Below are 20,870 nucleotides of genomic sequence, written 5' to 3' on the forward strand. Positions count from 1 at the left end.
GGCAATGCAATTTGTATATTGTAACAGAAGACATTAATAAGATTTTTGCATTCGCAGGAAAGACAAAATGGAAAAACGCAAACTTAGAATTAACGGCCACTCACATTTATTACCATATCCCGAGGAAATACCTCAGTTTATGCAAGATAAAGGTATTTTTTGGGTTGATAAAGATCGAAAATTCATGCTTCAAAAAGACTGGAGCCGTCCTGTAACAGATTCTAGCTTTTTCTTAGACGAAAAACTAGAATGGATGAAACGTAATAAATTGGATCATGCTGTTGTACTTAATTTATCGCAGTTATATGGTAATGGTTTGCGTGTAGAAGAAATGAAGCAAGCGCTAAAGTTTCAGAACGATTTTAATGCAAAAGTTCAACGCGAAAACCCAAGTAAATTTACCTGTGGCTTTGTTGTACATCCTGGTTTTGTGCGTGGTGCCTGTTGGGAAATTGAGCGCTGTGTAGAAGAATTGGGTATGCAACTTTTATGTTTACCAACACATTATATGGACACTATTGGTACTTGGCGTTGCATTTTTGACGAAGAAAACGAGCCTATTTTTGAATTGGCTAACAAATACAATCTTGCTGTAGAAATTCATCCATACGATGGTGAAAAATTTATAAAACTAGAAAACACCTCTTGGCGTTTTCATTTAATTTGGATGTTAGCACAATGTGCAGATGCATACCACTTTCTAACCTTAAATGGTTATGCAGATAAGTATCCAAATATGCGTACTTGTTTTGCGCATGGCGGACAATTAGCACAAATAAACTTAGGAAGACGTATTCAAGGTTTTGATGGAAGACCAGATTTATTTGAAGGCAAAACACATCCAAGAAAAGCGGTTGGACACAAAAACATTTTTTTCGATACTTTAGTACACGACACTGGCGGATTAGAATTATTAATTAGAAACCAAGGTTCTAAACAAGTCATTATGGGTCTTGACGATCCATATCCTTTAGGAGAAATGGAGAGTGAAAAACAAAGTTCTTATCCAGGAAAGATTTTAGATTTAGCAATAGAAAGAAAAATTATTACTAAAACCGAACATGATGACATTTGGGAAAACAATGTAGTACAATGGTTGTGTGGTGATGATCAAGCTGCTAAAGATAAATTGGTTAAACGTATATTAGGATAATGTATAATGACAAGAATGAGGATATAATAGATAAATATCGTAGAACTAAAGCAATGTCACTTGGTGCTGCCTATTTAATAATTACGATTATACTTATTGTTGTAGTATTGTATAGCATAATTTAAAATTGACTCATGCATTTTATTCCAGAAAAACTTGACAATTATGTGGTGGCACATTCTGAAAATGAACCAGAACTATTACAACAATTGACTCGAGAAACATTCCAGAAAATATTACAACCACGAATGTCTAGTGGTCCCTACCAAGGTCGTGTATTGAGTATGATCTCAAAATTAATAAGCCCAAAAAACATATTAGAAATTGGTACTTTTACAGGCTATTCAACATTGTGTTTAGCAGAAGGATTAAAAAACAAAGGCAAAATTGATACTATAGATGTAAATGAAGAACTTTTCGATTTTCAACGTGTTTTTTTTGATAAATCTATATATGGAACACAAATAATTCAGCATTTAGGAAATGCTTTAGATATTATTCCTGAACTTAAAAAAACATTTGATTTGGTCTTTATTGATGCCGATAAAGACAATTATATTAATTACTTCAACTTAATTGTAGACCAGTTAAATCCTGGTGGCATAATTTTATCAGATAATGTATTGTGGAGTGGTAAGGTTATTGAAAAATTAAACCCAAAAGATAAAATGACAAAAGCCGTTTTAGATTACAATACGCTTTTAAAAGAAGATATTAGGTTTGAAACTGTTGTGTTACCTATTAGAGATGGATTAACTATTAGCAGGAAAATTTAAAATCTATTCCTAGTTAATTTAAAACATTTAATAAGATATAAAAGATGATTAAAGATTTACTATTAACACCTTTTCAAAAATTTATAAAACTAGAAAGCTTTGCAAAGGCTTTTAAAAAAAATACTCAAGACTCTTTAATTTGGAAATATTCTAATGAGCCTAATGAAAAATACAATACCATATTTAGAGCTACAAAAGAGAAAGCATTAATTTGGGCTTTGAATTAAATATTAATTTCAATAATTAATAAAAACCTATTCAGAAAAGAGTATAATAATTAAGATTACATTTTTCTACTTATAGAACCAGTAAAATCTTCTAAGTCGTCTTTTACTTTTTTAAGTTCGTCTTGTACGTCTTTTGTAATACTTGTGTCTAATCCGTTTTTCTCAGCGCTTTTAGTAATCTCGCCTTTAATATCATTACTAGCATCTTTAAGCATACGCATACCTTTACCTAAACCTCTAGCGATTTCAGGTATGTTTTTTGCGCCAAAAATCATAACTACAGCAAGAATAATTAAAATAAACTCTTGACCTCCGATAAATAAAAATGTTGTTAACTGTAACACAGCACAAATATAGTAAGTAATTAGTTTTAAATGTAAAAAGCCTTTTAAAAATAAGTTCTAAAAGGCTTTTTTTTGTGGATAGGCAATAATTAAATTGTAAAATTACCTGTTTTTTTGTGCTCACTAGTTTCGTAACGGTCTATGCATTTATTTAAAATATCATAGGCTTCTTTTGCGTCTCCCCAACCACCAACGTCAACTTTTTTCTTTTCTAAATCTTTGTATACTTGAAAAAAGTGTGTAATTTCTTTAATTCTATGTGGATTTAAATCGTTGATATCGTTATAACTGTTCCAAATAGGATCTGTTACTGGAACACAAATTAACTTCTCGTCTGGTCCTTTTTCGTCTGCCATATGGAATACACCTATTGGCTTTACCTCTACAACACACATTGGAAATGTTGGCTCTGTACCCATAACCAAAACATCTAATGGGTCTCCATCTAATGCTAATGTTTCTGGAATAAAACCGTAATCTCCAGGATACATCATTGAAGAAAATAACATACGATCGAAACGTATTTTGCCTAATTCAAAATCGTATTCGTATTTATTTCTACTTCCTTTTGGTATTTCTATTAAAACGTCGAACGTTAATTTTCCTGCTGGACTCATTTAAATATTTATTTTACATGCTCTCACATAAAAGAGAGCTAATTATTTACATTAATTTTTACACGAAAAACCTTTAGTTTTTTGGCCTGCAAAAGTACGAGATTATTTAAGTATGTACAAGAATTCTAGCTTTAGATTAAATTTGATAACATTTTAATAAACTTAATCTAGTAGAAAGCTTGACTTTATTATGTTTAAACCTTGTATTTAATGGGTAAGTGTACTACTTTTTTAGTTTCATAAAAATCTTCGGAATAAAAATCTGATATGTTATAAACAGTAGCCGTTTTGTAGTCTTGTAATTCTTGAGTTAAATCGCCTCCTTTAAGGTAAAGTATACCGTTTTTAAGATTGTTATTATGTTGCTTGGCAACTTTTCCTTTTATCCAATGCACAAAAGTTGGCATAGCAGCAACAGCTCTACTAATAACAAAATCGTAAGTTCCTTTTATATCTTCTATTCTAGAATGTGTTGTTTTTACATTTTCAAGACCTAATCCTTCTGCAACCTCATTTACAACTTTAAGTTTTTTTGCGATACTATCTACCAAATGAAAATCGCATTCTGGAAATAATATTGCTAATGGAATTCCAGGAAATCCTCCTCCAGTTCCAACATCTATAATTTTAGTTTCATCTTTAAAAGCCATAACCTTTGCAATAGCAAGAGAATGCAACACATGACGCAGATATAACTCGTCTATATCTTTTCTAGAAACAACGTTTATTTTTAAATTCCAATCTTGGTACAAAGATTCTAGTTTAATAAACTTATTAATCTGATCCTCAGAAAGGTTAGGAAAATACTTAAGAATTAACTCCATACTTTTAAATTTTGCACAAAAGTAGAGAAATTTATTGTGCATTTTTATGATAAATTTATTTATAAGCACGTCATTATTATTTATCTTTGTTGTTATATTTTTTACTAAAAAATTATAGCTCTAAATAAAAAAAAATTAATAGCATGAAAAAACAAACAATCTCTTTTTCAAGAAAAGACTCTGCCAAGTTTTTCAAGACACTAAACAAGCGTGTTAATACTTACTTTAAAGAAAATAACATTAAGAAAACTGGTAATTGGAAATTGTATCTTAAAGCCATAGTAATGTTTACATTATTACTTGGTCCTCTGGTTCTTATATTAATAGTAGAGTTGCCTACTTGGCTTCAAATATTATCTATGATGGTTATAGGTATTGGTATGGCTGGAGTTGGCATGAATGTTATGCATGATGCCAATCATGGTTCTTTTTCTTGTAAGAAATGGGTTAATAAATTAATGGGAAGTAGCATCCATATTCTAGCTGGAAACGATTATAACTGGAAAGTACAACACAATGTATTACACCATACCTACACTAATATTCAAGGACATGATGAAGATATAGATGCTGGAAGAATAATTCGTTTCTCTAAACATTCTAAATGGTTAAAAATCCATCAATATCAAAAATACTATGCTTTTTTACTTTATGGATTATTAACTGTAAACTGGGCTATAACTACAGACTTTATACAAACTTACATTTATCTTAAGAGAAAACTATCTTATGGTAAATTCCCAAAACCAGCAACACAATGGACTAAGCTAATTATTGGTAAAATAGTTTATTACACAATTTGGGTTATTTTACCATTATCTATAGGCTATGTCTGGTGGCAAGTATTAATAGGCTTTCTTATAATGCATTATACTGCAGGAATGATTTTAAGTGTTGTTTTTCAATTAGCACATGTTATGCCTAATACAGAAATGCCTATTCCAGACGAAAATGGCAATATGAAAAACACTTGGGCTATCCATCAATTATTTACTACTTCAAATTTTTCTCCTAAAAACTGGTTAGTAGAATTTTACACAGGTGGATTAAATAGACAAGTTGAACATCACTTATTTGCGCATATTAGTCATGTACATTACAAAAACATAGCAAAAATTGTTAAAGAAACTGCAAAAGAATTTAGTTTGCCTTACAACGAATACAACACTATTTGGAAAGCAATAGGAGAACACTATCAACAATTAAAAGTATTAGGTATGAAGCCTAATATGGCTTAACTATTTTTGCATTTCAACAAACCAACAATTAACAATGAGCCTACTTTCAGATAGAATTACAAACATGTCCACATCTGCTACTTTAGCTATGGCAGCAAAAGCAAGAGAGCTAAGAGCAGAAGGTAAAGACATTATAGGTTTAAGTTTGGGAGAACCAGACTTTAACACACCAGATTTTATTAAAAATGCAGCTATAGAAGCTGTAAACGAAAATTACAATTCTTACACACCTGTAGATGGTTATGTAGAATTAAAAGAAGCTGTAATAACTAAGTTTAAACGCGACAACAGCCTAACTTATACGTTACCACAAATAGTAGTATCTACTGGAGCTAAACAATCTTTATATAACGTAGCACAAGTGCTACTAAACAAAGGAGACGAAGTTATACTACCTTGTCCTTATTGGGTTAGTTATAGCGATATTGTAAAAGTAGCAGAAGGCGTTCCTGTAGAAGTAAAAACATCTATAGAAAACGATTTTAAAATGACAGCTTCACAACTTGAAGCAGCCATTACGCCAAAAACAAAAATGCTCTGGTTTAGCTCACCTTGTAACCCAAGTGGATCTTTATATAGCAAAGAAGAGTTAGAAGCTTTGGCTTCAGTTTTAGTAAAATACCCAAACATATATGTTATTTCAGATGAAATTTACGAACACATAAACTATACTGGAAAACCACATGCTAGCATGGCTAGTATTAATGGCATGTTTGATAGAACGGTAACCGTAAATGGTGTTTCTAAAGCCTTTGCAATGACAGGCTGGAGAGTTGGTTTTATTGGTGCTCCAGATTGGATTGCTCGTGCCTGCAACAAAATGCAAGGTCAAGTAACAAGTGGTACAAATTGTATTGCACAACGCGCTGTTATTACTGCTTTAAAAGCAGATTCTAGTGTTGTTGGTTATATGATTGACGAGTTTAAGATTCGTCGTGATATGGTTTTAAATTTATTAGAAGATATTGAAGGTTTTAAAACCAATACACCAGAAGGTGCTTTTTATGTGTTTCCAGATGTTTCTTTTTTCTTTGGAAAAACATTACGCGGAACAAACATAAATAATGCTACAGATTTTTCTCTTTACCTTTTAGAAGAAGCACTTGTTGCAACAGTAACTGGTGATGCTTTTGGAAATCCAGATTGTATAAGAATAAGTTATGCTGCTTCGCAAGAACAAATTAAAGAAGCAGTTAAGAGAATTAAGGCTGTATTAGTATAAATAAATCAAACCTTAATAGTACAAAAGCCTCTAAAATCAATTTAGATGCTTTTTTTATAACATAATGTAAACAAAGGCTAAAACTAAAATCAAGGTAAATAATCCAATGAGTGCAAATTGTTTTTGCTGCCTCAATTTATTTTCACATTACATTATATTCTTGATACGTTTCAACCTCTCTGGTGTAGATTTTGGTAGATTATATTCTGTTATTCTTTTTTTAGAAGTACTTAATATATTCTTTAACTTATCTCTTTTAGACAAAAAACTTCTGTTATTTTTCATTGAAGCTATTGCAGACTATACAATTCCAAAGCTCATGATTTCTCTCTGTTTTTATAAATATAGTTTAGTTTTTTAGTAGGTAAATTTAATCAGTACAAAAGAAAATATATTAAAAACGAAAACCAATAAAATTGCTAAAACACCAATTAATAACAACCGTTTTTGCTTTCTTGATTTATTTTCTCGTTCTAATTTATTCTGAATTCTTTTTAAAGCCTCAGGTGAAGCTTTAGGTAAATCATATTCGGTTTTTTCTGTACTAGTATGAATAAAGCTAAATCTACTCTCCTTAAGCTTACCAACCAATTTACGGTTAGCGTCTAAAGATTGATTTGCTGCTGCCATTAATCCTCCTCCGCCAATAAGTTCTAAATATTATTCCGAAAATATTTTCGGCATTAAACAATAAGTTAAATGAATAGATATGCTGATTAAGAACTTGCAAATTCTAAATATCTATTTGGTTTTAATTAAAGTATAAAAACTATAATTAAATAAAAGCTACTTTATATATAAATAGTATTTTATTACAAATTGTTACAATTTAGAATTTAAAAACTAAATAGATCAATTAGTAGATTAATTAAATGCAATAATGATTCCTGTAAAAAACAAAACAAGTTTTAATCCTGTTTCTACAAAACAGCAATTTTTAAATTGTTCTCTTTTTAAACCTTGTTTTAAACTAAAAATAGAATTGTTTTTTAAAGATTTAAAATTCTCATTCACTATGGATTTATAATTAGAATTTAAAAAACCAGTGTAAGTTATGTGTTGTTTTGATTTGATGATTGATTGCATGATAATATATTTTGTGATTATATTATTACGACGAGTTAATCTTAGAATTGTTACACTGAACTAATTATGAATTAGACTAAAAAGAAAAAAAATCAAATAAATAATTTATCTATTTCTCCAAAAGAAAGGCGTCAACAAAATCAATACTGTAAACAATTCCAATCGTCCAATAAGCATTAAAAATGAAGCCCACCACTTACCTATTGGTGGCAAAGCAGCATAATTATTTACTGGTCCAAAAGCTCCTAGAGCTGGACCAACATTTCCTAAACTTGAAGCTGCCAATCCAATAGCAGATTCAAAGTCAATTTCCATCATAGAAAAACCTAGTGAACCAACAATAAAAGACAAGAGGTATAAAATAAAGAATCCTAAAATATTAAAAACAATATCTCCTGTAACAGAGCGCTTGTTATAACGCACTGGCAATATAGCATTAGGGTGTAAGGCACGCTTAAACTCTAAAAATCCATTTTTTATTGTTATTAAATGTCTTACTACTTTAATTCCTCCAGAGGTACTACCTGCAGAACCTCCTAAAAACATCAACCCAAAGAAGAAAACTGTTAAAAAAGGTGTCCAAAGTGTATAATCTGCAGTTACAAATCCTGTTGTTGTTATAATTGCTAAAACTTGAAATAAACTATGTCTAAAAGCGCTTTCTCCAGATCCTAAAACTTGTGGATGATCTATAGAAGAGATACTAATATCTGCATTAAAGTAAATAATTACAGCAGCTATAATGGTAAAAATAGCTATAAATTTAAAGTAGAGTTTAAACTCTTCATCTTTATAAACTTTAGATATCTTTCCTTTAAATGCAAAATAACTTAATACAAAATTTGTTCCTGCCAAGAACATAAAAAATATAATAATGTATTGCACCATTGGCATATTATTCCAATAAGCAACACTAGCATTTTTAGTAGAAAATCCTCCAGTAGACAAAGTACTCATAGAATGATTTATAGCATCGAAAAAGGTCATTCCTGCTGCTTGAAGTAAAATAGTTTCTGCAGCTGTGTAACCAAAATAAATTAACCATAATCGTTTTGCTGTATCTGTTATTCTTGGATGTAATTTATCTGCACTTGGTCCTGGAGCTTCAGCTGCAAATAGTTGCATTCCTCCAATACCTAGTAATGGTAATATGGCTACAGCTAGAACAATAATACCCATTCCTCCAATCCAATGCGTTAGACTTCTCCAGAATAAAACACCTTCAGGAACTGCTTCAATATCGTTTAATATAGAAGCACCAGTGGTACTAAAACCAGACATAGTTTCGAAAAAAGCATCTGTAAAACCAGGAATAGCATCTGTAAAAACATAAGGAATGGAGCCTGATAAAGCCATCACAATCCATCCAAAAGCTACAACTATGTAACCTTCGCGTTTATTCATTTCCTTTTTATGGTTTCGAGTGAAAACCATAGCAGAAACACCAATAACTAATGTTAATAAGCCTGATAAAAACAGTTTTAATGTTACACCATCTTTGTAAATTAAACTTACCAATGCTGAAAGTAGCATAAACCCACCATTAAAAAGAAATAGCAGTCCAAAAAAATGGAAAATAATTTTATAATTAAGTTTAAGGCTTTTAGACATAATAATTTATAAGAACAGTTTCTCTACCTCTTTTATTGATCTTGGCAGACAACAAACCACTATATAATCGTCTTCTTGAATTTTAAAACTTCCTAAAGCAATAAGTCCTTCTCCATCTCTAATAACACCTCCAATAATTGCAGAACGTGGAAATGAAACATCCTTGATTTGTTGATTACAAATTTTAGAATCACTCTTTACTCTAAACTCTAACAACTCTGCATTCATGTTGTTAAGCTTTGTCATAGCTACAACTTCTCCTTTTCTAATATATCTAAAGATATTATTAGCTGCTAACAGTTTTTTATTTACCAAAGTATCAATCCCTATAGATTGAGACAACTCGAAATAATCCATATTCTCAACTAACGCTATAGTTTTTTTAACACCTTTAGATTTTGCAACTAAGCAAGACATTATGTTTGTTTCAGAGTTACCAGTTACGGAAATAAAAGCGTCCATATCGCTAATATTTTCTTCTTCTAACAGCTCGACATTTCTTCCATCTCCATTAATTACTAATACTTTTTCTAATGTATCTGCAAGATCAAAAGCGACCTCCCTATTGTTTTCTATAAGTTTTACATTAAACTGTTTTAAACTTAAATCCCGTGCAGTTTTGTAACCAATTTTACTTCCACCAAGAATCATGACATCCTTAATAGCAGTATTTGTTTTTCCTGTCATTTTACACAATTCATCTCCTCCTCCTGCACTAGTTATAAAGACTACAGTGTCACCTTCTTTAAACTGAGTATCTCCTCTTGGTATTATGGTATATTGTGTTCCAAAACGCTGAATTGCTATTGGCACAAAGTGAATTTCAGAAAAATGTTGTGCTGCCTCTTTAACAGATTTTCCAACAAAAGAAGCTGTTCTTGCTAAATTTAAACTCACCATTGTTAATGCACCATCTTCAAACTCGTAACTTTCATTAAAAGCAGATTGATTTAACAAAAGTTGTATCTCTGAAGCAGCAAGAGCTTCTGGAGAAATAAGTTCGTCTACACCAAAACGTGTAAAACCAACTTCGTCTTTGTGTGTTATAAACTCTGTATTAGATATTCTTGCAATAGTTCTCTTAGATCCTAATTGCTTTGCTAATACACAAACTGTAATGTTAGTAGTTTCAGAGGCTGTAACAGCAATTACAAGGTCACTGCCTTCTACTTTTGCTTCTTTTAACATAGCTATAGAAGTTGCATCACCTTTTAGAACTTTAATATCTAAATGGTTATCTGCATAAGATAGACTTGATCTATCTGTGTCTATTAACGTAATTTCTTGCGATTCGTAAGACAATAATTTTGCTAAATGAAATCCAACTTCACCAGCTCCAGCAATAATTATTTTCATTGTTTGTTATATATGAAAGTAATGACAAAGATAATTAATTAATTGTTTTCTTGTTTCTTAAAGGTTAAGCAATGTATTATATTTGCAAAAAAATTATTTTGAAAAAAGTTAACCCTTATAAAGATAGTAATCTGAGCAAGAAAGAGCAGGTTACAAAAATGTTCGATACTATTTCTGGAGAGTACGATGGTTTAAATCGTGTAATCTCTTTTGGTATAGATATTAAATGGAGAAAAAAAGTAGTAGAAATAGTAAAAGCCACCAATCCTGAAACTGTTCTAGACATAGCAACTGGAACAGGAGACTTAGCCATTAACCTTGCTGAAACTAATGCCAATAAAATTATTGGACTAGATATAAGTAGCGGAATGCTTGAGATTGGGAAAACTAAAATTACTGCTAAAAATCTTGACAATAGAATTGAAATGATTATTGGAGATAGTGAAAACATGCCTTTTGAAGACAACTCGTTTGATGCTATTACTGTTGCCTTTGGTGTAAGAAATTTTGAAACTCTAGATAATGGACTAAAAGATATATTACGTGTATTAAAACCAGGAGGCACTTTTGTAATTCTTGAAACCTCTGTTCCTACAAAACTCCCATTTAAACAAGGTTACAAATTCCACTCTAAAGTTATTTTGCCTACTGTAGGTAAATTATTTTCTAAAGACAAAACTGCTTATAAATATTTAAGCGAAAGCGCTTCTGTTTTTCCTTATGGTGAAGCATTAAACAATATTTTACGTAATATTGGGTTTATAAATGTTAAAGACTTGCCACAAACTTTTGGAGTGTCAACTATATATACAGCATCAAAAAAATAACATGAGAAAACTAATTGCCCTATTTATCTGTATTACAGCAAGTACTGTTTGTTCAGCTCAATTATTTAGTCGAGAAAAAGTACAGAATAACCAAAGTATGGATAAGCAATCTTTAAGTTGGGGATATTACTTTGGTGCAAATAATCTAGACTTTAAAATAGATTATAATGATAATAAAGGAGATATAGAAACCATAAGAACAACTGGTTTTAATGTTGGTTTAGTGGCAGATGTTAGTGTTAACGACTATGTAAATTTTAGATTAGAACCTGGCTTAGTAATTGCCTCAAGAAATTTACAATATCCAGAAAACTATTTTGAAGGAATACCAATAGAAGACCTAAGTCCATCAGATTTTTTACGTGAAATAAAATCTACTTATGTTTATATTCCATTATTAATGAGGCTTTCTACAAAGCGTGTTAATAACCTAAAACCATATATTACTGTAGGCGTTGCAACATCTTTAAACTTATCGAGTAACGAAAAAAACCCAGAAGACAATACTGGTGGTAGATTTAGAACTGCTAGAAGTGTCCAATTTTATGAAGTTGGTTTTGGCATCGATTTTTACTTATACTGGTTTAAGTTCTCACCTTCAATTCGTGGCGTTTTTGCGTTTAATGATGAGTTAATAAGAGATGTAGATCCTAATAGTCCATGGACTGGTAATATTAATTCTATGCAAACACGAGGAATTTTTATTAATTTTACTTTTAGATAGTAGTCACTTTCAATCTTAACCTCTCTTAAACTCACTCAACAAAATTGCTGTTGCTGTTGCTACATTTAAACTCTCTGTAGCTTGTAAATCGCCAAAACGTGGAATTGCAATACGTTTTTTAACTTGTTTTTCTAAAGCTTCAGAAATACCATTTGCTTCATTTCCCATAATTATAATGCCCTCTTTTGGCAATTCACTTTTATAAATATTTTTACCATCCATAAAAGCTCCAAAAATTGGTGTTTTAGCTTCAGCTAAAAAAGTATGTAAATCTAAGTAACTAATATTTACTCTTGTAATAGAACCCATTGTCGCTTGTATTACTTTTGGGTTATAACAATCTACCGTTTCTTTACTACATACTAATTCTTTAATACCAAACCAATCACACAATCTAATAATTGTACCTAAATTTCCTGGATCTCGCACACTATCTAAAGCAACAATTAAGCCTTTAGCATCAATTGCCTTTGGACTAGGTATTTTAAAAATTGCTAAAGCCTTATTTGGTGTTGTTAAAAAACTAATTTTCTTTAATTCTACTTCTGTAATTATAGTTTCGTTTTTGGTATGACTTTTGAAAATTTGAGTTGTAAATAAATGATGTAACTCTAAAGAAGATTCTAAAAGTTCATTAATCACTTTTATGCCTTCAGCAATAAAAAAACCATCTAAAATTCTATGTTTTTTTTGTTTGAGACGTGTTATTAATTTTATTTGGCTTTTTGATAGCATTTAAAAAATGTATTTTTGAATCTTAGTGATTTAAAATTAGAGTATAAAGTTGAAACAAATCCTTTTAAAGACCGCTTAATTGATAATACAAGATTCAAAAATACTATTTATTATTTTAATTTTTGGTTTTCTAACCTCGTGTAACTCTGTTAAGCGTGTGCCAAAAAACGCACATTTACTAACTAAAACTACAATACTAGTAAATAATAATCCTGAAGAAAAAGAGGCTATAACTAACCTTATATTTCAGAAACCTAATAATAGCATTCCTTTTATTAATTTTAAAACCAGACTTTATATTTACAATTGGACACGACCAAATTTAGACTCTATTTTAAAAGCAAAAATTGCTGATAACCCAAAACAAACTAAAAGACAGATTAAATTTTTGTCTAAAAAACAATTCAATCAAGGTCAAAAAATGAAGCTTGGGTTTAACAATTGGTTAAAAAAAACAGGAGAAGCACCTGTTATTGTAAACGATACATTATCTAAAAAAACGGCTAAAAGACTTGAAGACTACTACTGGAATAATGGATGGCTCGATGTTAAAACAGATTTCGAAACTATTAGAGAAGATAACCAAAGAGCAAGAGTTACTTACAGAGTAACCACAGGTGAGCCGTACATAATAGATTCACTTACAACAAGAATAGAAACACCTATTATAGATTCTTTGTACCAAAACACCTCAAACAAATCTTTATTTAAATCCAGCATACAATATAGAACAAATGATGGATTGGCTGAAAGAGATCGTATTACAGAAATGTTAAGAAACTCTGGTGTTTACCATTTTTCTCAGGATAATATTCTTTTTAGAATGGATAGTATAGAGAAAACAAAAAAAATAAATGTCGAATTATATATAAGTGAAAAACCAGTTACAAAAGAAGATACTACATTATACGAGCCTTTTAAAATCTACAAAGTAAAAGACGTAAACATTTACACAAACAACTCTTTTGAAGATAAAGATATACCTATTACAAACACTATAAATTATAATGGCTACAGTATATATAGCAAAGAAAAATTACGTTACAACGCTAAAATGCTTACTGATGCTGTTTTTATAAAACCAAAAACACTGTTTAGAGACAAAAACAAAACACTAACTTCTAGAAGAATTAGTAACTTAAAAACATTTAAGTACCCAAAAATAGAATACATAGAAAACACTAAGGATACCACATTAACAGCAAATATTTATTTAACACCATTAAAGCGTTTCTCACTTGGTTTTAGTGCCGAAGCCTCACAAAGTAACATACAAACTATTGGTTTCTCCTTAAACCCAAGCATATTAATGCGTAATGTATTTAAAGGCGCAGAGACTCTTGAGCTTTCTGGTATCGCTTCTGTTGGTGCTTCTAAAGACGGCTCAAATGAAAGTGATCAATTTTTCGATATTAATGAAATTGGAGCTAATTTAAGATTAACCATACCAAGGTTATTTTCTCCTTTCAATACCGAAAAAATAATCCCAAGTTCTATGTTTCCATCCACGAGAATTAGTTTAGCTACAACAAGCCAAACTAATGTTGGTTTAGATAGGCAAACAGCTACAGGAGCTTTTAATTACAGGTGGTTTCCAAATGATAAGGTCTCGAATAGAATAGACCTTTTTAACATTCAATTTGTAAAAAATTTAAATACAGGAAATTATTTTAATGTTTATGAGAATGCATTTAATAATTTAAATGATGTTGCTATAAATTCAGGATATTTATCCAGCGGTGAAACTTTAACCTTACCTACTCAAGCCAACCAATTTATTGAAGATGCTTTAAACGGAAATGTAAATGGTATTTCTACAACTGATCTTCAAAATGTTAATTCTATAAGCGAGAGAAAAGATAGATTAACTGAAGACAATCTTATTCTTGCCACAAATTTTAGTTTTACAAAAGATAGACGTGATAATTTATTCGACAACGACTTTTCTATTTTTAGATTAAGAGTGGAATTAGCAGGAAATGTTTTTGCAACAACGGCAAATATTTTAGGGTTAGATAAGAATGATAATGATAAATACGAACTGTTTAACGTTGCATTCTCTCAGTATGTTAAAACAGAATTAGACTATATTAAATATTGGGATTTAGGTTCTAAAAACGTAATTGCTGTTCGCTCTTTTTTTGGTATTGCAATCCCTTATGGTAACTCTAGAAACATTCCTTTTCTTAAAAGTTTTTTTGGTGGTGGAGCTAACGATAATCGTGCTTGGGCTGCTTATGATTTGGGACCTGGAAGCTCAGAATCTTTAAACGAGTTTAACGAAGCAAACATGAAAATTGCATTAAGCGCAGAAAATCGATTTAATCTTTTTGGAGCACTAAATGGTGCTTTATTTGTGGATGCGGGAAACATTTGGAATGTTCTAGATGATGTTGACGATGAAGCATCAACTTTTAACTCATTATCCTCAATTAAAGATATAGCTATTGGCTCAGGTTTTGGCTTGAGATACGATTTTAACTTCTTTATATTAAGAGGTGATATTGGCTTTAAAACCTACGATCCAGCTTATAGAGAAGGAGAACGTTGGCTTAAAGATTATAACTTTGCTAATGCTGTTTATAATATAGGTATAAACTATCCTTTTTAAAAACTATTTATCTTAATTACACTACATCGTTTTCGCAGTTTTATTATTCATTTTAATAAAAAATCTTCAGAAATTGCTTACTTTTGAGACTCAATTTTCAACTAAAACAATAGATAATGTCACATAATATAAAACCAGGAGTAGCTACAGGAAAAGAAGTTCAAGCTATATTCAAATTAGCAAAAGAAAAAGGCTTTGCCTTACCAGCAGTTAATGTTATTGGCTCAAATTCTATAAATGGTGTTTTAGAAACAGCTGCAGCTTTAAATGCTCCTGTAATAATTCAGTTTTCTAATGGTGGAGGCGTTTTTAATGCGGGAATAGGATTAAGTAACGAAAATCAAAAAGCAGCAATTGCTGGTTCTATTGCTGGCGCAAAACACGTGCATTTAATGGCAGAAGCTTATGGTGTTCCTGTAATTTTACACACCGACCATTGTGCTAAAAAATTATTACCTTGGATTGATGGTTTATTAGATGCAAGCGAGCAACACTTTAAAGAAACTGGGAAGTCGCTTTACAGTTCACACATGATTGATTTAAGTGAAGAACCTCTAGAAGAAAACATTGAAATTTGTAAAACATACCTTGAGCGCATGAGCAAAATGGGCATGACTTTAGAAATAGAATTAGGAATAACAGGTGGCGAAGAAGATGGTGTAGACAATAGCAATGTAGACGAGTATAAACTATACACGCAACCAGAGGAAGTTGCTTACGCATACGAAGAGTTAAGTAAAGTTAGTGATCAATTTACAATTGCAGCAGCATTTGGAAACGTTCATGGTGTATACAAACCAGGAAATGTAAAATTAACACCAAAAATTTTGAAGAATTCTCAAGAGCATATCTCTAAAAAATATGGTGTAGAGCACAATCATATCGATTTTGTTTTTCATGGTGGTTCTGGTTCTACAGAAGTAGAAATTCAAGAAGCAATTGGCTATGGCGTAATTAAAATGAATATTGACACAGACATGCAATATGCATTTATGACAGGTGTTCGTGATTATATGGGAGAAAAAGCAGAGTATTTAAAAGCTCAAATTGGTTCACCAGATGGTCCAGAATCTCCAAACAAAAAGCATTACGACCCAAGAAAATGGCTAAGAGAAGGAGAAATAACTTTTGTAGAAAGACTAAAAAAAGCATTTAAAGATTTAAACAATGTAAACACATTGTAAAATAATATATTTCACTTTCAAGTCCCGTTTTAAAAGAATTAAAACGGGATTTTTTATTTAAAAAAACAACCAACTAACAGATAGCGACATCAAATGTTGAGTTGTATCGATAAAAATAGTAGTTTTGCATCCTTGTGTTTTATAAAGACAAAAACTAACTAATAGCAAAGATTTTAGGTAATTTTAAAATCTTAAAACTTAAAAAAGTAAATCAATATGGCTTGGTTTAAAAGAAAAGAAAAAGGAATTACAACTTCAACCGAAGAGAAAAAAGATATCCCAAAAGGATTGTGGTACAAATCTCCTACTGGTAAAGTTGTTGATTCTGAAGAACTAGCAAAAAATTTCTACGTAAGCCCAGAAGACGGTTACCACGTTAGAATAGGAAGTAAAGAGTACTTCGAAATATTATTTGATGACAATAAATTTAAAGAGCTAGATAAAGATTTATCTTCTAAAGATCCTCTTAAATTTGAAGACACAAAAAAATACCCAGACCGTTTAAAAGCAGCTCAGGAAAAAACAAAATTAACAGATGCAGTACGTTGTGCAGTAGGTAAATCTAAAGGTAACGACTTAGTTGTTGCAGCTATGGATTTTAGTTTTATTGGAGGTTCTATGGGATCTGTAGTAGGAGAAAAAATTGCTCGAGCAGCAGATTATGCTTTAAAAAAGAAAATACCTTTCATGATTATTTCAAAATCTGGTGGTGCTCGAATGATGGAAGCTGCGTTATCTTTAATGCAATTAGCAAAAACATCAGCTAAACTAGCACAACTAGCAGATGCTGGATTACCATACATTTCATTATGTACAGATCCAACAACAGGAGGAACAACTGCTTCTTTTGCTATGTTAGGGGATATTAATATTTCAGAACCTGGAGCATTAATTGGTTTTGCAGGACCCAGAATTGTTAGAGATACAACTGGAAAAGAATTACCAGAAGGTTTCCAAACTTCTGAGTTTTTATTAGAACACGGGTTTTTAGATTTTATTACACTTCGAAAAGATCTAAAAAACAAAGTGAATTTATACATAGATTTAATTACCAATCAACCTTTAAGGGATTAAATTCAAAGCAAATATTAAAGACCTGTCCTCTTTTAAAAAAGGCAACAGGTCTTTTTGCATAAAAAGTTTGCAATTAAACAAAAAAACGTATATTTGCCGCTCGAAAGATAAGCTTTCGTGTACATAACAATCATTTACAATAATATTAGAATGTATTTATCAAAAGAAGCTAAAGAGGAACTCTTTAAAAAACACGGTAAAGATGCAAAAAACACTGGTTCTTCAGAAGGACAGATTGCATTATTTACTCATAGAATTGAGCACTTAACACAACACTTAAAAAACAATCGTAAAGATTATAATACAGAGCGTTCGTTAGTAATGTTAGTAGGTAAAAGAAGAAGCTTACTTGATTACTTAACTAAGAAAGATGTCTTAAGATATCGTGCGATAGTAAAAGAATTAGGATTAAGAAAATAATCTCAATATAAAGATCACGCCTAACAGCGTGGTTTTTTGTTATAAATTAACTCGTTTTGGAAGAGTCTAAACTCCAAATTTGAAGAAGCTAATTATAGTTTTTCATTGGACACTACTACACACACAACTACCAATGTTTAACCCAAAATTCCGAATGACCTACTAATCATCTGAATAATAATTAAAAAATTTATGATTCCAAAAGTATTTAAAGAGGTCATTGACCTTGGAGATGGTAGAGAAATCACTATCGAAACCGGAAAGCTAGCAAAACAGGCACATGGTTCTGTTGTTGTTACCTCAGGAAAATGTATGATGTTATGTACAGTTGTTTCCAATTACGAACAAAAAGATCTTGGTTTTTTACCATTAACAGTAGATTACAGAGAGAAATTTGCAGCTGCAGGGCGTTATCCTGGAGGTTTCTTTAAAAGAGAAGCAAGACCAAGTGATGGCGAAGTATTAACAATGCGTTTAGTAGACAGAGTATTACGTCCATTATTCCCAAAAGATTATACAGCAGAAACGCAAGTAATGATTCAGTTAATGTCTCATGACGAAAACGTAATGCCAGATGCAATGGCTGGATTAGCAGCATCGGCAGCTATACAGTTATCAGATTTCCCTTTTGAATGTGCTATCTCTGAAGCAAGAGTTGGACGTATAAACGGTGAATTTGTAATCAACCCAACAAGAGCTCAATTAGCAGAGTCTGACATCGATATGATGATTGGAGCAAGTGCTGATTCTGTAATGATGGTTGAAGGTGAAATGGATGAGATTTCTGAAGACGAAATGGCAGATGCTATTAAGTTTGCTCACGAAGCTATTAAAGTACAGTGTGCAGCTCAATTAAGATTAGCTGAAGCATTCGGAAAGAAAGACGTTCGTGAATACGAAGGAGAAAGAGTTGAAGCAGATTTAGCAAAGAAAATTCATGACATGGCTTATGATAAGGTTTATGCTATTGCAAAAGCTGGATCTTCTAAGCATGAAAGAACTGCTGCGTTTAAAGAAATAAAAGAAGATATTAAAGCCTCTTTTTCTGAAGAAGAAACTGAAGATTTTGGCGGATTAATTTCAGATTATTACCGTAAAGCTGAAAAAGCTGCTATTAGAGATTTAACCTTAGATGAAGGTTTACGTTTAGACGGTAGAAAAACGGATGAGATTAGACCAATTTGGTGTGAGGTAGATTACTTACCATCAACACATGGTTCTTCAATATTTACACGTGGAGAAACGCAAGCATTAGCAACAGTTACTTTAGGAACGTCTAGAGACGCAAACAAAATAGATATGCCATCTTACGAAGGTGAGGAGAATTTCTATTTACATTATAACTTCCCTCCTTTTTGTACAGGTGAAGCTAGACCAATTCGTGGAACCTCTCGTAGAGAAGTTGGACATGGTAATTTAGCACAACGTGGTTTAAAAGGAATGATTCCTGAAGATTGCCCTTACACAGTTCGTGTTGTTTCAGAAGTATTAGAATCTAATGGTTCATCTTCTATGGCAACTGTATGTGCTGGAACAATGGCATTAATGGATGCAGGTGTACAAATGATAAGACCAGTTTCTGGTATTGCAATGGGATTAATTTCTGATGCAGAATCTGGAAAATACGCTGTATTATCTGATATCTTAGGAGATGAAGATCACCTTGGTGATATGGATTTTAAAGTTACTGGTACTTCTGAAGGTATTACTGCTTGCCAAATGGATATTAAAGTAAAAGGATTAAGCTACGAGATTTTAGTGAATGCACTAAAACAAGCGCGTGATGGTCGTTTACATATCTTAGGAAAATTAACAGATACTATTGAAACTCCTAATGCAGAAGTTAAAGAACATGCACCAACTATGGTTACAAGACGTGTTCCTAACGAATTTATTGGAGCCTTAATTGGACCTGGTGGAAAAGTAATTCAAGAAATGCAAAAAGAAACTGAGACAACTATCGTTATTAACGAAGATCCAGTGACTGAAGAAGGTATCGTAGAAATTTTAGGTGTTGGTAGCGCAGGTATTGATGCTGTAATGGCAAAAATAGACGCTATATTGTTTAAGCCTGAAGTTGGAAAATCATACGAAGTAAAAGTAATCAAAATGTTAGATTTTGGTGCTGTTGTAGAGTATATGGATGCTCCAGGAAACGAAGTGTTATTACACGTAAGTGAATTAGCATGGGAGCGTACAGAAAATGTAACTGACGTAGTAAATATGGGTGACGTTTTTAACGTAAAGTATTTTGGACTAGATCCAAGAACACGTAAAGAAAAAGTATCTCGTAAAGCATTGCTAGAAAAACCTGAAGGTTATGTAGCGCCAAAACCAAGAGACGATAAACGTTCTGGTGGACGTGATAACAGAGGTAGAGACAATCGTCGTGACGATAGAAAACCAAGAGCACCAAGAAAAGAAGATTAATTCTTTTTTAGACTCTTAATATATTAAAAAGCCCAACAGCAATGTTGGGCTTTTTTTATACACTTAAACTTAATAAATATACTTTTATTATTATGATCACTACAACACCTAAAACCGAAAGATATATTTTATAGAGAACCCAAAAGTTAGTAATTACAGTAAAGAATCCATTCGTGCATTTCTTAAAAAAAACACTAAACTTGCAGGAATAACAAAAACAGTAACACCACATACTCTAAGACATAGTTACGTAACACATATGCTGGAACAAGGCATTAGCATAAGACATATTCAAGAATTATTAGGACATAGCAAACCAGAAAAGACTTAGAACAAATAAAAAGCCCATTAGATACTGCAATAAATTATCTTAATGGGATAACAGTAACAAAAAAGTTACTATATCCTGAC

At 31.4% G+C, this 20,870-nt stretch carries 21 protein-coding genes; 13 read left to right on the plus strand and 8 right to left on the minus strand.

Translation table 11 applies throughout. The features are described 5' to 3' along the window. Nucleotides 1–67: 67 nt before the first annotated feature. The 3 genes from QNK89_RS10665 to QNK89_RS10675 all read left to right on the plus strand — a co-directional run bounded on the left by QNK89_RS10665 (nt 68) and on the right by QNK89_RS10675 (nt 2,156). Entirely contained in the window at nt 68–1,153 is a 1,086-nt protein-coding gene (locus tag QNK89_RS10665; protein WP_340171031.1) for an amidohydrolase family protein, read from the plus strand. Nucleotides 1,154–1,287: 134 nt separating this feature from the next. After that, the gene (locus tag QNK89_RS10670) at nt 1,288–1,929 is read left to right on the plus strand and encodes an O-methyltransferase (protein ID WP_340171033.1); all 642 of its coding nucleotides are present in this window, start codon (nt 1,288–1,290) and stop codon (nt 1,927–1,929) included. Nucleotides 1,930–1,973: 44 nt separating this feature from the next. After that, entirely contained in the window at nt 1,974–2,156 is a 183-nt protein-coding gene (locus tag QNK89_RS10675; protein ID WP_340171035.1) for a hypothetical protein, read from the plus strand. Between the two features lie 56 nt (nt 2,157–2,212). On the opposite strand, the gene QNK89_RS10680 is transcribed toward QNK89_RS10675, so the two are convergent. The 3 genes from QNK89_RS10680 to rsmG form a co-directional block, all read right to left on the minus strand. Further along, complete coding sequence (locus QNK89_RS10680) at nt 2,213–2,500, minus strand: twin-arginine translocase TatA/TatE family subunit (protein WP_340171037.1); 288 nt, start codon at nt 2,498–2,500, stop codon at nt 2,213–2,215. 89 nt (nt 2,501–2,589) lie between these two features. Continuing rightward, nucleotides 2,590–3,117 (minus strand): inorganic diphosphatase, encoded by a 528-nt coding sequence (locus QNK89_RS10685; protein WP_340171039.1) that lies wholly within the window; start codon nt 3,115–3,117, stop codon nt 2,590–2,592. 194 nt (nt 3,118–3,311) lie between these two features. Further along, nucleotides 3,312–3,941: a 16S rRNA (guanine(527)-N(7))-methyltransferase RsmG gene (rsmG, locus tag QNK89_RS10690; protein WP_340171040.1), complete on the minus strand. Its 630-nt coding sequence runs from the start codon at nt 3,939–3,941 to the stop codon at nt 3,312–3,314. Between the two features lie 143 nt (nt 3,942–4,084). On the opposite strand from rsmG, the gene QNK89_RS10695 reads away from it, so the two are divergent. Beyond that, nucleotides 4,085–5,179, plus strand: a complete 1,095-nt coding sequence (locus tag QNK89_RS10695; RefSeq protein WP_340171041.1) for an acyl-CoA desaturase — start codon at nt 4,085–4,087, stop codon at nt 5,177–5,179. A gap of 34 nt (nt 5,180–5,213) precedes the next feature. Next, nucleotides 5,214–6,401, plus strand: coding sequence for a pyridoxal phosphate-dependent aminotransferase (locus QNK89_RS10700; protein WP_340171042.1), 1,188 nt, complete (start codon nt 5,214–5,216; stop codon nt 6,399–6,401). Nucleotides 6,402–6,758: 357 nt separating this feature from the next. On the opposite strand, the gene QNK89_RS10705 is transcribed toward QNK89_RS10700, so the two are convergent. From QNK89_RS10705 to trkA, 4 genes are all read right to left on the minus strand, one after another. Further along, the gene (locus tag QNK89_RS10705; protein WP_340171043.1) at nt 6,759–7,031 is read right to left on the minus strand and encodes a hypothetical protein; all 273 of its coding nucleotides are present in this window, start codon (nt 7,029–7,031) and stop codon (nt 6,759–6,761) included. A gap of 234 nt (nt 7,032–7,265) precedes the next feature. Then, the gene (locus QNK89_RS10710; RefSeq protein ID WP_340171044.1) at nt 7,266–7,487 is read right to left on the minus strand and encodes a hypothetical protein; all 222 of its coding nucleotides are present in this window, start codon (nt 7,485–7,487) and stop codon (nt 7,266–7,268) included. Nucleotides 7,488–7,592: 105 nt separating this feature from the next. Beyond that, nucleotides 7,593–9,098 carry a potassium transporter TrkG gene (locus QNK89_RS10715; RefSeq protein ID WP_340171045.1) on the minus strand — a complete coding sequence of 502 codons (1,506 nt, stop codon included), beginning with the start codon at nt 9,096–9,098 and terminating at the stop codon, nt 7,593–7,595. Nucleotides 9,099–9,104: 6 nt separating this feature from the next. After that, the gene (gene trkA, locus QNK89_RS10720) at nt 9,105–10,454 is read right to left on the minus strand and encodes a Trk system potassium transporter TrkA (RefSeq protein ID WP_340171046.1); all 1,350 of its coding nucleotides are present in this window, start codon (nt 10,452–10,454) and stop codon (nt 9,105–9,107) included. 95 nt (nt 10,455–10,549) lie between these two features. On the opposite strand from trkA, the gene ubiE reads away from it, so the two are divergent. Together ubiE and QNK89_RS10730 are read left to right on the plus strand one after the other, a co-directional pair. Then, nucleotides 10,550–11,281: a bifunctional demethylmenaquinone methyltransferase/2-methoxy-6-polyprenyl-1,4-benzoquinol methylase UbiE gene (ubiE, locus tag QNK89_RS10725; protein WP_340171055.1), complete on the plus strand. Its 732-nt coding sequence runs from the start codon at nt 10,550–10,552 to the stop codon at nt 11,279–11,281. A 1-nt stretch (nt 11,282) separates the two neighbouring features. Further along, nucleotides 11,283–12,005 carry a porin family protein gene (locus QNK89_RS10730; RefSeq protein ID WP_340171047.1) on the plus strand — a complete coding sequence of 241 codons (723 nt, stop codon included), beginning with the start codon at nt 11,283–11,285 and terminating at the stop codon, nt 12,003–12,005. 15 nt (nt 12,006–12,020) lie between these two features. On the opposite strand, the gene QNK89_RS10735 is transcribed toward QNK89_RS10730, so the two are convergent. Further along, nucleotides 12,021–12,740: an RNA methyltransferase gene (locus QNK89_RS10735; protein WP_340171049.1), complete on the minus strand. Its 720-nt coding sequence runs from the start codon at nt 12,738–12,740 to the stop codon at nt 12,021–12,023. A 79-nt stretch (nt 12,741–12,819) separates the two neighbouring features. On the opposite strand from QNK89_RS10735, the gene QNK89_RS10740 reads away from it, so the two are divergent. The 6 genes from QNK89_RS10740 to QNK89_RS10765 all read left to right on the plus strand — a co-directional run bounded on the left by QNK89_RS10740 (nt 12,820) and on the right by QNK89_RS10765 (nt 20,790). Next, on the plus strand, nt 12,820–15,351 hold the full coding sequence (locus tag QNK89_RS10740) for a BamA/TamA family outer membrane protein (protein WP_340171050.1): 2,532 nt from the start codon (nt 12,820–12,822) through the stop codon (nt 15,349–15,351). A gap of 116 nt (nt 15,352–15,467) precedes the next feature. Next, nucleotides 15,468–16,535 (plus strand): class II fructose-bisphosphate aldolase, encoded by a 1,068-nt coding sequence (fbaA, locus tag QNK89_RS10745; RefSeq protein ID WP_340171051.1) that lies wholly within the window; start codon nt 15,468–15,470, stop codon nt 16,533–16,535. 216 nt (nt 16,536–16,751) lie between these two features. Beyond that, entirely contained in the window at nt 16,752–17,609 is an 858-nt protein-coding gene (gene accD / locus QNK89_RS10750) for an acetyl-CoA carboxylase, carboxyltransferase subunit beta (protein WP_340171052.1), read from the plus strand. 150 nt (nt 17,610–17,759) lie between these two features. Further along, entirely contained in the window at nt 17,760–18,029 is a 270-nt protein-coding gene (rpsO, locus tag QNK89_RS10755; protein WP_340171056.1) for a 30S ribosomal protein S15, read from the plus strand. A 192-nt stretch (nt 18,030–18,221) separates the two neighbouring features. Next, nucleotides 18,222–20,459, plus strand: a complete 2,238-nt coding sequence (locus QNK89_RS10760; RefSeq protein WP_340171053.1) for a polyribonucleotide nucleotidyltransferase — start codon at nt 18,222–18,224, stop codon at nt 20,457–20,459. A gap of 169 nt (nt 20,460–20,628) precedes the next feature. Further along, nucleotides 20,629–20,790, plus strand: a complete 162-nt coding sequence (locus QNK89_RS10765; protein WP_340171057.1) for a tyrosine-type recombinase/integrase — start codon at nt 20,629–20,631, stop codon at nt 20,788–20,790. Nucleotides 20,791–20,870: the final 80 nt, after the last annotated feature.

It is taken from the genome of Lacinutrix sp. (assembly GCF_037625555.1).
Lineage (GTDB): Bacteria > Bacteroidota > Bacteroidia > Flavobacteriales > Flavobacteriaceae > Lacinutrix.

Coding starts and splice junctions, on each gene's coding strand:
- QNK89_RS10665 (WP_340171031.1), top strand. CDS start 68: ATGGAAAAACGCAAACTTAGAATTAACGGCCACTCACATTTATTACCA.
- QNK89_RS10670 (WP_340171033.1), top strand. CDS start 1,288: ATGCATTTTATTCCAGAAAAACTTGACAATTATGTGGTGGCACATTCT.
- QNK89_RS10675 (WP_340171035.1), top strand. CDS start 1,974: ATGATTAAAGATTTACTATTAACACCTTTTCAAAAATTTATAAAACTA.
- QNK89_RS10685 (WP_340171039.1), bottom strand. CDS start 3,117: ATGAGTCCAGCAGGAAAATTAACGTTCGACGTTTTAATAGAAATACCA.
- rsmG (WP_340171040.1), bottom strand. CDS start 3,941: ATGGAGTTAATTCTTAAGTATTTTCCTAACCTTTCTGAGGATCAGATT.
- QNK89_RS10695 (WP_340171041.1), top strand. CDS start 4,085: ATGAAAAAACAAACAATCTCTTTTTCAAGAAAAGACTCTGCCAAGTTT.
- QNK89_RS10700 (WP_340171042.1), top strand. CDS start 5,214: ATGAGCCTACTTTCAGATAGAATTACAAACATGTCCACATCTGCTACT.
- QNK89_RS10705 (WP_340171043.1), bottom strand. CDS start 7,031: ATGGCAGCAGCAAATCAATCTTTAGACGCTAACCGTAAATTGGTTGGT.
- QNK89_RS10710 (WP_340171044.1), bottom strand. CDS start 7,487: ATGCAATCAATCATCAAATCAAAACAACACATAACTTACACTGGTTTT.
- QNK89_RS10715 (WP_340171045.1), bottom strand. CDS start 9,098: ATGTCTAAAAGCCTTAAACTTAATTATAAAATTATTTTCCATTTTTTT.
- trkA (WP_340171046.1), bottom strand. CDS start 10,454: ATGAAAATAATTATTGCTGGAGCTGGTGAAGTTGGATTTCATTTAGCA.
- QNK89_RS10730 (WP_340171047.1), top strand. CDS start 11,283: ATGAGAAAACTAATTGCCCTATTTATCTGTATTACAGCAAGTACTGTT.
- QNK89_RS10735 (WP_340171049.1), bottom strand. CDS start 12,740: ATGCTATCAAAAAGCCAAATAAAATTAATAACACGTCTCAAACAAAAA.
- fbaA (WP_340171051.1), top strand. CDS start 15,468: ATGTCACATAATATAAAACCAGGAGTAGCTACAGGAAAAGAAGTTCAA.
- accD (WP_340171052.1), top strand. CDS start 16,752: ATGGCTTGGTTTAAAAGAAAAGAAAAAGGAATTACAACTTCAACCGAA.
- rpsO (WP_340171056.1), top strand. CDS start 17,760: ATGTATTTATCAAAAGAAGCTAAAGAGGAACTCTTTAAAAAACACGGT.
- QNK89_RS10760 (WP_340171053.1), top strand. CDS start 18,222: ATGATTCCAAAAGTATTTAAAGAGGTCATTGACCTTGGAGATGGTAGA.